The 14,830-nt window shown below is 38.0% G+C and carries 12 protein-coding genes; 4 read left to right on the top strand and 8 right to left on the bottom strand.

What is annotated here, in order from left to right:
• Window positions 1-3: 3 nt before the first annotated feature.
• On the top strand, window positions 4-993 hold the full coding sequence (gene hemB / locus ABMA76_RS13685; RefSeq protein ID WP_392911943.1) for a porphobilinogen synthase: 990 nt from the start codon (window positions 4-6) through the stop codon (window positions 991-993).
• Window positions 994-1,203: 210 nt separating this feature from the next.
• Here the strand turns inward: hemB and ABMA76_RS13680 are convergent, their stop codons facing one another.
• Window positions 1,204-1,494 (bottom strand): hypothetical protein, encoded by a 291-nt coding sequence (locus tag ABMA76_RS13680; protein WP_392860314.1) that lies wholly within the window; start codon window positions 1,492-1,494, stop codon window positions 1,204-1,206.
• Window positions 1,495-1,545: 51 nt separating this feature from the next.
• Here ABMA76_RS13680 and ABMA76_RS13675 point away from each other — a divergent pair, with 51 nt between their 5' ends.
• On the top strand, window positions 1,546-2,949 hold the full coding sequence (locus ABMA76_RS13675; RefSeq protein ID WP_393061875.1) for a TonB-dependent receptor: 1,404 nt from the start codon (window positions 1,546-1,548) through the stop codon (window positions 2,947-2,949).
• A 9-nt stretch (window positions 2,950-2,958) separates the two neighbouring features.
• On the top strand, window positions 2,959-5,265 hold the full coding sequence (locus ABMA76_RS13670) for a penicillin acylase family protein (RefSeq protein WP_393061873.1): 2,307 nt from the start codon (window positions 2,959-2,961) through the stop codon (window positions 5,263-5,265).
• Between the two features lie 3 nt (window positions 5,266-5,268).
• Here the strand turns inward: ABMA76_RS13670 and ABMA76_RS13665 are convergent, their stop codons facing one another.
• Window positions 5,269-6,981, bottom strand: a complete 1,713-nt coding sequence (locus ABMA76_RS13665) for a mechanosensitive ion channel family protein (RefSeq protein WP_392911936.1) — start codon at window positions 6,979-6,981, stop codon at window positions 5,269-5,271.
• Between the two features lie 137 nt (window positions 6,982-7,118).
• On the opposite strand from ABMA76_RS13665, the gene ABMA76_RS13660 reads away from it, so the two are divergent.
• Complete coding sequence (locus ABMA76_RS13660) at window positions 7,119-9,485, top strand: ATP-dependent Clp protease ATP-binding subunit (protein WP_392911935.1); 2,367 nt, start codon at window positions 7,119-7,121, stop codon at window positions 9,483-9,485.
• Between the two features lie 13 nt (window positions 9,486-9,498).
• Here ABMA76_RS13660 and ABMA76_RS13655 read toward each other — a convergent pair whose 3' ends face one another.
• The 6 genes from ABMA76_RS13655 to ABMA76_RS13630 all read right to left on the bottom strand — a co-directional run bounded on the left by ABMA76_RS13655 (window position 9,499) and on the right by ABMA76_RS13630 (window position 14,793).
• Window positions 9,499-10,524, bottom strand: coding sequence for a peptidogalycan biosysnthesis protein (locus ABMA76_RS13655; RefSeq protein WP_392911933.1), 1,026 nt, complete (start codon window positions 10,522-10,524; stop codon window positions 9,499-9,501).
• A gap of 1 nt (window position 10,525) precedes the next feature.
• Window positions 10,526-11,170, bottom strand: a complete 645-nt coding sequence (locus ABMA76_RS13650; RefSeq protein WP_392911931.1) for a DsbA family protein — start codon at window positions 11,168-11,170, stop codon at window positions 10,526-10,528.
• Window positions 11,154-11,594, bottom strand: a complete 441-nt coding sequence (locus ABMA76_RS13645) for a disulfide oxidoreductase (protein WP_393061871.1) — start codon at window positions 11,592-11,594, stop codon at window positions 11,154-11,156. The genes ABMA76_RS13650 and ABMA76_RS13645 overlap by 17 nt, the downstream gene beginning before the upstream one ends.
• Before the next feature lie 95 nt (window positions 11,595-11,689).
• Window positions 11,690-12,679 carry a ParB/RepB/Spo0J family partition protein gene (locus ABMA76_RS13640; protein WP_393061869.1) on the bottom strand — a complete coding sequence of 330 codons (990 nt, stop codon included), beginning with the start codon at window positions 12,677-12,679 and terminating at the stop codon, window positions 11,690-11,692.
• A gap of 91 nt (window positions 12,680-12,770) precedes the next feature.
• A complete protein-coding gene (locus tag ABMA76_RS13635) occupies window positions 12,771-13,544 on the bottom strand; it encodes an SDR family NAD(P)-dependent oxidoreductase (protein WP_392911926.1) in 774 nt (257 codons plus the stop codon).
• Window positions 13,522-14,793 (bottom strand): methyltransferase, encoded by a 1,272-nt coding sequence (locus ABMA76_RS13630; protein WP_392911924.1) that lies wholly within the window; start codon window positions 14,791-14,793, stop codon window positions 13,522-13,524. The genes ABMA76_RS13635 and ABMA76_RS13630 overlap by 23 nt, the downstream gene beginning before the upstream one ends.
• Window positions 14,794-14,830 lie beyond the last annotated feature (37 nt).

Raw genomic sequence — 14,830 nt, 5'->3', positions numbered from 1 at the left:
GAAATGTATTTAAATAATATACGTCCAAGAAGAAATAGAAAGAATCACGCAATGAGATCTCTTATGCGTGAGACGACTCTGACTGTTGATGATTTGATTATGCCTTTATTCGTTATCGATGGGCAAAATCAAACTATACCAGTGACATCAATGCCAGGGATTAATCGCTACTCTCGTGATCTTATTGTTCAAGAAGTAAAAGAGCTTTGGAACTTAGGAATCAAGTGTGTTTCACTTTTTCCTGCCCTTGATGATTCAATTAAAGATCGTTTTGCTACTGAATCAAAGAATCCTAACGGTCTTCTTCAACAGACTATTAAAGACATTAAGAATGCTTGTCCTGATATGCTTATCATGACAGATGTTGCAATGGACCCTTACTCAAGTGATGGCCATGATGGACTTGTTTGCGAAAAGACTGGTGAGATATTAAATGATGAGACTCTTGATATACTTGCGGCCATGGCACTTGCACAGGCCCAAGCGGGAAGTGATATCATTGGTCCTTCTGATATGATGGATGGGCGTATTGCGGTTATTCGTGAGGCCCTGGATAGTGATTCATTCACTAATACTCAAATTATGTCTTACACTGCCAAATATGCTTCGGCATTCTATGGGCCTTTTAGAGATGCTCTTGATAGTGCTCCTAAAGCTGGTGATAAGAAGACTTATCAAATGGATCCGGCCAATACAATTGAGGCCTTACGTGAAATTGAACTTGATGAAGCAGAAGGAGCAGATATCTTAATGGTTAAGCCAGGTATCAGCTACCTTGATATTATTGCTAAAATGAAAGAGCGAACAAATCTACCAGTTGCTGCTTATAATGTGTCAGGTGAGTATGCAATGGTGAAAGCTGCTGCCCAAAACGGTTGGGTCGACGGTGATGCCGTGGCAATGGAGATGTTAACGAGCTTTAAGCGCGCTGGATGCGATATGATTTTAACGTATTTCGCTAAAGAAGTGGCCGTTCAATTTGCCAAAAATTAAATCTATTTAATCTTTTACTTTAATAGGGATGTAGGCCTTAGCTCTTTTTTCGCGGGCCTGCTTCTCTTTCACTGAAGCAATTCCAACTAAAATACCGACGATGATAACAGGAATCCACATAATCACTCCTTGGTTCCTTTCCTAAGGATATTATAGCATCGTTATCGGATAATATTTGATAAATCTAAGTCAATTTTTTGTGAACTTCACCTAAATACTTGAATCTACGTAGTCTTTTAAGACCTGGGCCGACTCTTTAGTGCCGTCTTTAAACCACTTTGCCTCTGGATAACTGACAATATGGATGCCTTCACGGCATTTTCCAAGGCAGTCACTTGATGTGACCCTAACAACACCTTTTCCATATTTTTCATTGAAATAAGACTTCAATTCGCTCTTTAAGGCCATTGCATCTTCAAGCATAGGACACTCATTCTTCTTACAGCTCTTGCAAATAAAGATGTGTTTTTTAAAGAGATTCGTGTCGTGTTCTTTTGCCATATAGAGTCCTAAGCTGTTATTATAACTAAAAATATTTAAGGAATTTATACTATGGATTTTTGCCAAATTCTATCAGCAAAACAAAAAGCATTACAAATTAATTTAGATAATAAAGTTTACGGCAGTTTCGCAGAAATTGGTGCTGGACAAGAAGTTGCACGGGAGTTCTTTAGGGCCGGTGGAGCGGCCGGTACTGTCGCTAAGACGATGTCTGCTTATGATATGCAAATCTCTGATGCGATCTACGGTGTAGAAGCGTCAGGACGCTATGTTTCACAAGGTCGTCTGCATACGATGCTAGAGACTGAATTTACAAAGATGTACAAGCGTCTTAAGGAACAAAGGGAAGAGGGAACAAAATTCTTTTGCTTTGCCGATACAGTTGCTGCAAAAAGCTACTCTGGCCGTGGTGAGTGTCATGGTTGGCTTGGTGTTCGCTTTCAACATGAAGCAGGAGCTGCGCCATCTGATCTTATTCTTCACGTAAATATGCTGGATCAAGAAAATCTTCAACAACAAGAGGCCATTGGTTTTCTTGGTGTAAATATGATTCACAGCTGTTTCTACAATACGAGTGATTCTTCTCATCTAGTTTCATCTCTAATGGATAACCTTTCAGCAAGTCGTTTAAGAATTGATATGATTGACGTTAGAGGCCCTGCCTTTGATGGTATTGATCCACGTATTCTTTCTTTAGAACTTGTTAAGAGAAAGTTTACTTCGGCCGTGATGTTTGATGAGAATGGTAAAGTTGTTCAAATCAAGGATTACTTATACCGCAAACCTCTCGTTGTTCTAAGAGGTTCTTTTAGGCCACCAACAAAAGGTAATGTTGATGCTCTTAAAGTAGGACGAGAGCTATTATGTACAAGTGAGAAATGTGAGAATGTTGTGACTCTTTCAGAGATATCAATGTCAAAGCTTCTTTCTCGTTCATCATCAATTGATAACGCTGACTTCTTAGCTCGAGTTGATTTGCTTGCAAAGATAAAGCAAAAAGTTTTAATTACAAACTTCGCTTCTTATTTTGAGTTAAATCAATTCTTACAACCAATTGCTAAGAATCAAATAGCCTTTATCACAAACACATATAACTTAAATGAAATTTTAAATATCAAGCACTATGAGAATACATCTTTTGGAATTCTTGGTGGCCTTGGAGAGTTATTTGGACTTAACACGAAGTTATACCTCTACCCATGTGCCGATGATCATGACTCAAAGAAGCGCTTAAGTTTTGCGGATGTAACTTATGATAGCTCGCTAGAGTTCCTTGTTAAGTATCTTCGTGAAAATAAACTAATCGTTGATCTTGAAGGTTATGATCATGAAGCATCAGGAATCTGGTCTCGAACAGTTATTGAGATGATCGAAAAAGACGAGAGTGGTTGGGAAAATATGCTTCCAGAGGAAGTCGTTGAATTAGTTAAAAGTAATAATCTGTTTAAAAATTAAGAGAACATCATGAAAAAGATTCTAAGTATTGCTCTAAGCCTCTTTGTTTTAATAAGCGCTTGTGTTTATTTTATGCTCTTAGGATCTTTCCCGGTAATGCATGGAAGTCTTAAAATTGATGACCTAAATGGATTAACAAAGATTTATCGTGACCATGAAGGTGTTGTTCACATCGAAGCGGATTCTCGTCATGATATGAACTACGCTCTTGGTTTTTCAATGGCCAGTGACCGTAGCTTTCAATATGAGCTTATTAGTCGTGCTGGACAGGGAAGGCTTGCCGAAATCTTAGGCCCTGATCTCGTCCCAGTTGATAAGCTATTTCGCACATTAAATTCAAAGTATATCCGTGATGGAATTTTAGCTAGTCTTGATCCTATTGTTAGGAAAGATCTTGAATCATTTATGGCCGGATATAACTACTACCTTGAAAATAATATTAGGCCAATAGAATTTTTCTTATTAGGAACTAAGCCAAAAAAAATTGATATTGAAGATATTTATGGTGTCTTCGTTTATCTAAACTATAGTTTTTCTCCATTTATGAGAAATGAAGTTGCTTATCAAAGTATTATGGCCAAAGTTAAGCATCGTGATTTCAAATACCTATTTGCAAATAATGAAGTTGATTTTTCTAAACGTCTAAGACGTGTTGTTGATACAAGTTTTATCGATTATGAATCACTTCTAAAAGGTATTGGAACTTTCACTGGCTCAAATGCTTGGGCAATCTCTGGAAAGAAGACAAAGTCTGGAAAGCCAATTCTTGCAAGTGATCCACATATTAATTTCTCTGCACCAAATATTTGGTATGAAGCAAATATAAAGAATAAAGAAGAAAGCTTTCATATGTATGGCCACTTCCTGCCACTTATTCCATTTCCGGCCATGGGGCACAATCGTAAACTTGGTTGGGGTCTAACGATTAGTTATACAGATGATGTAGATCTTTATCAGCTAGAAGATGACTACGAAGTTATTCGAATTGAAGATTCAGTTATTAATGTTAAGGGGCAAGACCCAATAGATTTTAAACTTAAGTGGAGTAATAAAGGCCCTGTTGTAAATGAAATTGTTCAGGCCGTAAATAAAGATGCTAAAAATATCGCCGCTCACTTTAGCTTCTTTCAAGAGGGTAATAAGCCAATTGAAGGGTTTTATGGACTAGGTCGTGCAAAGAACTTTGAGGAGATTAAGCAGGCCACAAGTATTGTTAAGTCGCCAGGTCTAAATATCGTTTATGCTGATGCTGACGGTAATGTTGCTAGACTTATTATGGGGGATAGCTATAAGAGGTCACATCCTTTTGAATCGGACCTTGTTCAAACTCCTGATCGCAAGATCCTAGGAACCTACTCATTTGAAGAGAAGCCACATGAAATTAACCCTGAAAATGGTTTTGTTGTTTCTGCTAATGATGCACCTAAGACAATGAAGGAAGGAATCTATCATCGTGGTGGTTGGCATTCAGATAATCGCTACAATACAATCCTAAAGTCACTCGAACTTCGTGAAAACTGGGATATGGATTCTCAAAAGATAGTACAAACTGCAAGCTTTAGTACGAATAATCGCAAGATGCAAAAGATCATTCATAATGCTGTAAAAAAATATCCGATGAGTTCTCTAGAAGAAGAGGCCCTAGAAGCTTTCATGGATTGGAAAGGACACTCTCGTAAAGAACAAGTTGGACCTACAATATTTCATGAAACTAATATGCGTATTCGTAAGCTCTTAATGGATGAGATGGGTGAGGACTATGCTAAATATTGTAAGGCCATCAATTCTTGGATTTACTATTACCGTTTACTAGATATGCCTGATAATTCTTGGTGGGATATTGAAAAGACAGCTCCTATTGAAGACCGAGACCTTGTCATTTCTATGGCATTTAAAGAATCTGTAGCGTTTCTTAAATCAAAGCTAGGAGAAGATATTAGGAAATGGCGTTGGGGACGTGTACATCAGCTTACGATGCCTCATCCATTTTCCAAGAATAAATACTTAGCGAAGTTATTTAACCATGGGCCATATGAGGCCAATGGATCAATTAATAGTATTAATCATATTCGCCGAGTTGCTTGTGATGCTGGCCATACACCTGTTACTGGACCTAGTACTCGTCGTTTAGTCGACTTTGCTAATGTTGATATTTCTTACGGAATTCTACCTTTAGGAAATTCTGGACATATGCTTTCTCCTTATTATGATAATCAAAGAGAGCGCTTTATGAATGATGAGTATCGTACTCAGATTTATAACTTTGACTTAATGAAGAAATCAGGCCCTAAAGTTTTAACTCTAAGGCCTTTATAGATTTTATTTTAATCGAAGTTCAGAGGAGCGATTAGGTGCGTTCCACCTGTCATTTGCAAGCTCGCCAGCGATTTTCTCTGAGCGGCCAAAGTCGACTTCTTCAGGAGAGTATGTTACCCCTGGATCTTGTTGTACATGAAGAGTTTGAGTTGGGAAGGCAAAGTTAATTCCGTGCTTCTTTGCTGCTCTTAGAATGTCTAATAAGAATTTATGCTTCTCATTTAATTCATCATCCCAACTTGGAACTTCCCAAAACATATACACTAGAATATTTAATGAGCTTGCACCCATGCTATTAAAGTAAACCTGAAAATTATCTTTTCTCGTCATTGGATGTGCAACGATAATTTGACGAATACTCTCACAGAAGTTTTCTATTTTTTCTGGAGGAGTCGCATAGTCGATTCCAAGAGTTGTGTTAAAACGACGAAAGCGTCTGCGTCCAAGGTTGTCAATATTAGCGTTGATAAGATTTCCATTTGGAACAGATAGAAGTGAGTTGTGGAAAGTTCTGATTCGAGTCGATCTCATTCCAACTTCTTCAATGATACCCTCAATATCGTTATTAATTTTAACCCAGTCTCCAATTGTAAAAGGGTTATCAAATAGAACCGTAAATGAACCAAAAAGGTTTGAAATAGTATCCTTGGCCGCAAGAGCAAAAGCAATACCACCAATTCCCATACCAGCAAGGATTGATTTCATATCTAACTCTAGTGCATCGCCAATGAAGATAATACCTACAGCGTAGATAAAGAATCTTGCTGTTTTTCTAATAAGTGGAACAACAATATCATCAAACTTATTTTCTGTTTCACGTGCTTTATCTTCAAGGTAGAGACAGATAACTGTTAAGAGTTGATTTAAGATAAAGACTACTGAAACTGCCATGACAATATCACAGGCCTTAACGACTAGGACAAGTGCATCTGCTGGAAGATCAATCCAAGTCGCTAGAGTTTGAAAGACATAAGCAAAGGCAAGGCTTCCAAATGGTGAAGTTAATCGATTTTGCTGCTTTTCTGTAAAGGTGATATTTCTCTTTTTGAGAATTGAAATTGTTTTTGCCGCAATATAGTGACGAACAATCCGGTCAATAATAAAACTTAATAGTGTAATGACTAGAAGTAGAATCCAGTGAATATTTAAAAGTAAAAAACGCTGATGAAAAGTCCATGCCGGCAGGTACTCTTTTAATCGATCTTTTGGTGACTGACTATAAACAACATCTTTAGCGACTTTCTTACCCTTTAGTGAAAGATCATAAAAACGAAGTGAAGACATTGTTTCTTTGGTAAAGAGCCAAACCATTTTATCACCACGTTGTACTTGGCGAATGGAAATCTCCACATTGTGATCTTTATTTTCTACTTGTACGACTTCTTTTCGATAGTACCAGATTCCATCATCCACTTTTCTTGGGATCTTCTTTACATCAATATATTCGATACGATCAAAAACAGTAATAAGAGTTCTTGAGAAATCTTTTAGCTTAAAGTCTTTAACTGTATTTGGAATATGGCGTCCATCTAGTGCAAGTACTGCTTGCTCGAGTCCTTGGTCATTACCAAGCTTATAGGCCTTCATGGACTTTAAGAAATAATTCATGGTCGCACGTGGAGAGCTTAAGTCGAGGGGAGGCAGCTTTTGGGCAAAGGCCTGGGACTTAAGGATTAAAATAATGACAAGGAAAAATTGAAGAAAAAATTTATTCATAATAATCTCATTTATTTCGAAAAAATATTTTGGTTACCTTGACAATTATAAAACACGTCCCATCTTATTAGTAGAAGGGGAAAAATACCTCATGATTTTAGGTGTTTATACCCAAAAATTTGCGTGGAGGAATTTTTATGAATAAGTACGATTCAATCGTTGCAGGCAGTCTCGATATTGCCCAATCACTTCTAATGGAAAAGAAGAATACTCAACTATCTGAGTGGCACTTAGCTTACGGGCTGGTGAAGAATCCTTCTTCTTTCTCATCAAGAGCATTAAAAAATAAATTAAAAGATATAAAGTCAGAAATTGAGCGCTTACCTCAAGCTTCTCAGGAGGTCTCATTTGATAATGTAAGACCAACTGCAGGACTTAGTAAGTGGCTCACATTGGCATCTTCCAATGCTATTCAATCAGGCCGTCAGGAAGTAACAGAAACTGACCTTCTAAAGCATATTGTGACAACCCTCTCCAGTCTCAATATTGATCCGAATGTCTTTAACTCTGCTATGAATGGAGACGATGAAGAGGAGGTTCCTGCCTTCCTGACGAACCTGAATGAAATGGCGGCAGAAGGAAAGCTCGATCCAGTCATTGGACGATCAAAAGAAATTCGCGCGGTAATGGAAATCCTAGGGCGTCGTGGAAAGAATAATCCTGTTTTAGTAGGGCCAGCTGGTGTTGGTAAAACGGCCATTGTTGAAGGTCTTGCTGAAATGATTGTTAAGGGAACGGTAGCGGATGTCCTCGAAGGTAAAACGGTCTACGCACTTGATATGGGTGCACTAATGGCCGGAACTAAATTTCGTGGAGAATTTGAAGAACGCCTACAAAAGCTTCTTAAGTATATTAAGCAAAATGCGGCCACGTCGATTCTCTTTATCGATGAAATTCACCAGTTAGTTGGTGCAGGTAAAACAGATGGTGCTATGGATGCGGCCAATCTTTTAAAGCCCGCCCTAGCAAGAGGTGAGCTAAATTGTATTGGTGCAACAACAGATGAAGAGTATCAAAAGTATATTCTTGGAGATAGTGCTCTAGAGAGACGCTTTCGTGCAGTTCCTGTAAATGAGCCATCAAAAGAAGATGCAATCGAAATCTTAATGGGGATACGTGAGAAGTTGGAAATTCATCACGGAATTAAGATTTCTGATGATGCAATTTTTAACTCTGTGATCTTATCTGACCAATATATTACAGATAAGAATTTACCAGATAAGGCCATCGACCTTGTTGATGAAGCTGCGAGTGCGCTCAAACTTTCGGCCGAAGCAATGCCAGCAAAGCTCGTGGAGTTAGAAGCTGAGATTCGCTCAAAGAAAGTAAATATGCAAATTGATAAGGACAATGAAAAGTTGGCCAAGGAAGTTGAAGAGCTTGAAGAAAGATTTAATGAGCAAAAAAGCACTTGGGAAGAAGAGGTTCTTTCTCTTAAGCGAGTCTCAGAATTAAAGAATCAAAGAGACCGCCTAAACTTTGAATTAGAAGCGGCCGAAAGAAGCCAAGACTATGAGAAGGCATCAATGATTAAATACTCTCAGCTTCCAGAAGTTGAAAAAGAGCTTGAATCTTGTCATCACGACTGGGTACTAGCGACCAAAGATATTGCACTTGTGATCTCAAGACAAAAGGGGATTCCAGTAGAGAAAATTCTTAAGTCAAAACAAGCGCAAATTTTACAACTTGAAGGCTTTTTAAAGTCACGAGTTTACGGACAAGAAGAAGCATTAACTGAAATTGCTGATACAATTGTTTCTGCCCACGCAGGTCTGACAGACCCTTCTCGACCACTAGGTTCGTTCCTCCTAAAAGGTCCTAGTGGTGTAGGGAAGACTGAAACTGCAAAGGCGCTATGCGAGTTCTTGTTTGATACACAAGATAACTTAATACGTTTTGATCTTTCGGAATTTAGTGAAAAGCACTCCGTGAGTAAACTCATTGGTGCGGCCCCTGGTTATGTTGGTTATGAAGAGGGTGGTGTTCTAACTGAAGCGGTAAGGCGTCACCCTTATTCAGTGATTCTCTTTGATGAAATTGAAAAGGCCCATCATGACTTTGGGGATATTCTATTGCAAATTCTTGATGATGGTAGGTTAACTGATAATAAAGGACGTACAATTGATTTTAAAAATACGATCATCCTTTTAACGACTAATGCAAAAGTCGTTGAGACGGCCTTTAAGCCTGAAGTTCTAGGAAGACTTGATTCAGTGCTAACTTACAATGCACTTGATCGCTCAATCATGAACTCGCTAATTGATAAGCAGGTACGCTTACTGAACTCGAGACTACTTGGCCGTAAGCTAAAAGTTGATTTATCAGAAAGTGTACGCGCTAGACTTAATGAGCAAGGTTACAGCGAGGCATACGGAGCAAGACCACTTGCCTCAATCTTTAACCGATTAGTAACGAGACCTTTATCAAAAGAAATTATGGCACATGATCTGGAAGAAAAAGAGTTAAAGATCGATTATAAAGATTCTCACATTACAATAAATTAATCATGACTAAGGGCTACTTTTTAAAAGGAAGTAGCCCTTTTAAATCTTCATGATATTTCTTTACACTTATATTCTGGTTTTTGACATGATTTGCAATAGCATCATGAAGTTGTTGATTCTTTAAATGGTGCCAAGACTCAATTTCAATTGGCCTAAAGCCACGGTAAAGCTTTTGTTCTCCTTGGGCACCGGCCTCAAAAATCTCTAGCTTATTCTCAATACAATACTCCATCGCCAAATAGTAACACATTTCAAAATGAAGAAACTCGTACTTGTCTTGATGAAATGGGTGAACTCCCCAGTAGCGTCCATATAGTTTAGTTGTTGATTCAAAAAATAAGGCCATGGCAATAATTGAATCTTCTTTATAGGCAAGGTGAAAAAAACAATTCTCTAGGCCGTTTAATCCAAGAAAGAAGTCGAGTGTAAGGTAGGCATAAGCTGACTTCTTATCTATAGTTGTTAAATATAGGCCGTAGATCTGTTTAAGCTCATCTGTTTTTAGTTCACTTGCACATATTTTTTTGATTTCAATATCATATGAGTGGCAGGCCTTTCGCTCTTTCTTTATGCTTTTTCTCTTGTTCTTTTTAAGCTTTGAAAGATAGTCTTCAAATGAATTGTATTCATTGATGAAATGATATTGGGTTGTGATTTGTTTAAAAAATCCTAAGTCTTGCAGACAATTATAGCTATAGTCAGTAAAGTAATAGTGCTCACTTGATAGCTCTAAATCCTGATACATCTCAAAAGACTTTGTAAGAAGTGTACTATCAAATTCTTGAGTGAATTTACTATTATTTACTGGAGTGAAAGGAATGGCGTGAATAAGCTTAGGGTAATACTCTATGCCCATTCGGTGATAGAGGTCGGCCCAGGCCCAGTCAAATATATACTCACCGTAGCTGTGAGATTTGATATATGAAATGAGTTGATTGTTAGTGGCCGTAAGGTGAGTCGGCTCCCAGCCTCTTTCTGGGGATGCACTCCCACTATCTTCAATTAATTTTAGAAAGTGGGAGTTAGCAAAGGTATGCATTCTATTTATTTAGTTCTTCGCGAATCTGTAGTTCTAGCTGTTGATAGCTAAAACGCTCTAATGGTTTTCCATTGATAAAGAATGTAGGTGTTCCACGAACTCCAAGTGTCTTTCCATCTTCTGCGTCTTGCTTAATCCACTCCATAAATTTTGGATCGTGCATATCTTTTTTGATTTGATCAATATCTAGATCTAGTGTTGTTAAGTAATTCCAGATTAGGTCTGGACGTGGGTTGTGGTGATTACCCCATGCTGGTTGACTCTTAAAGAGTAAGTCAAGAGTTTGCCAGTACTGTCCTTGCTTTCTTGCCGCTTCAAGAATTGAAATTGCATAGGCCGAGTTTTTGTGAAAAGCAGCATAGCGAACAACTAGCTTTATCTGACCTTCATATTTTTCCATAATCTCTTTTACATATGGTGAAAAGGCACGACATGATTCACATTCTGGATCTAGGAACTCTACTAAGACAACTTTTGCATCATCTGGACCTACTGAAGGAGAGTAGTCTCTGACAAATAATTTGTGATTCTCATTGGCCATAAATCCTAGTTTGGCCGCTTGTTGCTTTTTGTAAAATGTTGCACTAATTGCAAAGACTGCAATAACAGTAATAATTGCAGCTATAATTTTATGACTTTTTTGCATTTAAGAAATCCTTGTTGCTATAAACTTCTAATAAGAATAATGAAAATAAAATAGTAAAGGCGAAGAATGCCAACATTGGAATCGAGATAAACCCGAACCAGTTAATCCATTTTTCTGAACATGGGACACCACTTACACAAGGACTCGCACTTTCTGGAATGACCTTTAGTTGAACGAGGTTGTGATAAATTGAAATGGCCCAGCCTGAAATAATAAAAGGTGCGGCATAGAGAATACTGCGTTTATCATCTTGATAAAAGCCAATCAGTAAAATCGCTGCAAGTGGATACATTGTTATCCTCTGCCACCAACATAGAGTACACGGAACAAATTCCATGATGACACTAAAGAATAGTGAGCCAGCTGCTGCAAGTATGGCAACAATCCACATAATAAAAAGGGTGTTCTCTTTGACTAATTTCATGACGATTATCATAACGAAACTTTAAACAGATGACCAAGTAATTCGTCATCTGCCTAAAGCGTTATATTGTCAATTTTTTGTAAAGTGGTTTGGGTTTAGAGAGAGTACTCTGGATTGAACTCTTGTTGATCTTCATCAAGTACAATCGTAGGCTCAGAAATAACTTCCTGTGTTTCAGTTGAATCAGAAGCTACGTGATTAGAAGTCGTACCCATATTAAAGAAGCGCTCAAGATTTTCTTGCATCTTTCTAAGCTCTTTCATTATTGAAGCAGATTCCTTACCTTCGTAAGTAAGTTCTTCTAAAAGAATACGAGTAAGGTTCTTATTCATTCTCTTTGAAAGATTTCTAAGGTGAGCATATTCCGCTGGTAGTGGCTCCATTGTTTCAATTTCTTGTTCTGCCTCTTGAACACCACCACGTTTTGCTGCTGCAACAATTTGTTTTACTTCTTTTACTGTTTTATCTGAAATCATTGGAAGAACACTATCTTGAACTTCTTTATCTAGCTTGATGATCTCGTTGGTAACACTGGCATTAATATGACCAAGTTGACGTGCTTTTTTTACATGCTCTGAAGCAAGAGCGTCTCTTTTAATTGCACCTTTGATCACACTCTTTGAAAGACCTGTCTTTTGCGCCGTAATGGCCGCAAATGAATCTTGATCTTGCTCTTCTTTTGCCTTCTCAAGTTTTTTCTCTTCAGTTGTTGTTGCAATAACATCAACTTCAACCTTAGTTGCTGTCGGGTTTAGCTCTTCAAAGATTTCGCGTCCACGGTTAAGACACTTTTCAAACTCAAGTTTATCAAGAGCTCTTCTCACAAGGTTTTCATCAATTGAAATTAACTCTTGCTCAAGAGATTTTCGATCCACAATATGAACAGGGACATCTTCAATTCCAAGCTCTTTCAGGGCCTGATATCTTCTAGCACCTGCTAGTAATTCATTTTCTTTATTGATTGTTAGAGGATTGATTAGACCAATATTTTCGATACTGATTTTTAATGTCTCAACATCAGTATTAGTTCTTAGGTATTCACTATTTAATTTAATATCATTGATATTAACAGTTGTTGTTTGCATGGTGTCCTCTTAATTTACAATTAATTTGTGTGTTGTGTGTGGGCCCATTTTAATGGGTAATTACATATCTGACTAGAGGTGTAAGGTATTTTTAGTAACCACGCCCTGTGTTGACGCGCTCAATGATTCGAAGCGTAAGCGTGTGGGGGATTGTTGTTAAGAGAGTTTTAAAGATTTTATTAAGAAAACCAGGAACAATATAGAATTTGTTTTTACTTAGTGCGTCCATCGTTTCTTTCACTACTTGCTGTGAAGAGATTCCACTAAAGTGCTGCTTTTCGGCCTTGCCTTGATTGATGCGAAATTGAGTATAGACAAGCCCCGGGCATACCGAGATGACCTGCTTATTTGTTCCATTGAGGTCTCGTCCTAGGGCCAGGCTAAAGGAGTGAAGCATACTTTTTGAAGCTGCGTAAACACTCTGTCTTGGTACTGGGAAGAACGCATAAAGAGAAGCAATATTGATAACTCTAAGTTCTTCACTTTGTTGTAAAAAGTGATGAGTAAGGCGCATTGGTACTTCCACATGCACCCTTTGCATACTTACTTGTTTTTCAATGTCTGTTTCTGGGTATTTTCCGGCCACTCCAAAACCTGCATTATTCACAAGGTATGTAAGTGGAGCCCTTATTTTTGAAATAACAAATTCACAAGCGTCGTCATCTGCAAGATCCTTGATAATGATTTCACAATCTATTTGATAGTTATCACGGTACTCTTTTGCATTTTGATCGAGAAGTGCAAGGTTTCGGCCATGGAGGTAGAGATGGTATCCAAGAGATGCAAAGTAGTCAGCAAAGGCCTTGCCCATACCCGTTGTTGCCCCAGTGATTAAAACACTTTTATGATTTTGATTTTGATTCATGATACCAAATTCCAATATTTCGAGGAGATTCAACTTCGTTAAAGAAGGCCATGAGTTTGGCCTCTTTTCCTCGTTCCTGTAACATGATAGCACGATCATAGAGAAGGTAAAGTTCTAGGGCACGTCCAAATTGCCAACGAACAACATTTGCTAGAAATAATTTTTCTAAGACTTCTTGATGGTCTTCAAAAAATTGATCGAGTTCTTTTGGACTTAAGTTAATTGGAATATTATTTTCAGTCAGTTTTGCAATTGCATATTCACTAAATGAAAGGGCATAGAGTCTCTTGTGAGCATCACCAATAGGGATGATGTCGATTTCTTTTCCGTAAACGGTATCAATATAGAATTGAAGACAGTAGCGATAAAACTTTACTCGCTTTTTTTGGTTGAAGTCTTCAAGTTCCATACTTTGATGGCCTCGTGTTGCCAGTGTTAAGCAATTACTTTCAATTTGAAGAGGATTGTTTTCTTTTGCAAATTGAGAGAGGTTTGTATGCTCTTTCGGGTCTAGTTTATTATAGCAGCAGCCAAAGTTTAGAAGACCTCTTGTTTGATTTCCACTGGCCACTTGCATATGCTTTACCGCCAAAGGGCCACATGTATGAAGACCTAGCGAGAATGAGTCTTTACTGAAAATACGAGTATTTTCTTCTCCTTCTAAATCGATGCTAAAATCATGGTTAATGAATCTGACGTCTTTAGCACCTTCAGGTGTTGGATATTTCTTTAGACGACTTCTACCAATTTCTTGAAATTCTGTATTGATATCAAGGCTTATCATCTCCATGCCAAAGTAATGAGCAAGAGTACGGGATAAGTGCCCAACGCCTCCTCCAATATCAACAGTGTGTTTGAAGTCGCCTTCCTTATCTCTAAGCTTAGTTAAGAAGTTTGCAATTGCCAGGATCTCATCCTGCTTCTTTCCCTTAACTTTAAAGAATGCCCAACTTGGAAGTTCATCGACTCCACGAATTAGTGATTCCTCAACCGTCTCATAAACTTCATTTTCTTTTAGTGAGTTTAGGAGGGACTTAAGAGGACCTTCTTCTAGTTTTGAATAGTCTCGCAAGCAGTCAAGCTCATAGAGCTCTTCATGACTAAGTTTTCTTAAGGGAGCGATGAGTTCTTCTGGAATGATTTCATCAATTTCACCAGCACGCCAAGCCTGGAGAACTTCTTTTTGCCATAGCTGACTATATGGCCTTAAAATAGAGGCAAGGTTTAAAAATAATTGCTGGTAATTCATGCACAGCAATGTAGCACTTTTATCCATAATTTGGAAG

It is taken from the genome of Halobacteriovorax sp. ZH5_bin.2, assembly GCF_043196375.1.
Classification (GTDB): domain Bacteria; phylum Bdellovibrionota; class Bacteriovoracia; order Bacteriovoracales; family Bacteriovoracaceae; genus Halobacteriovorax_A.
This window is presented reverse-complemented; position numbering and strand designations above follow the sequence as displayed.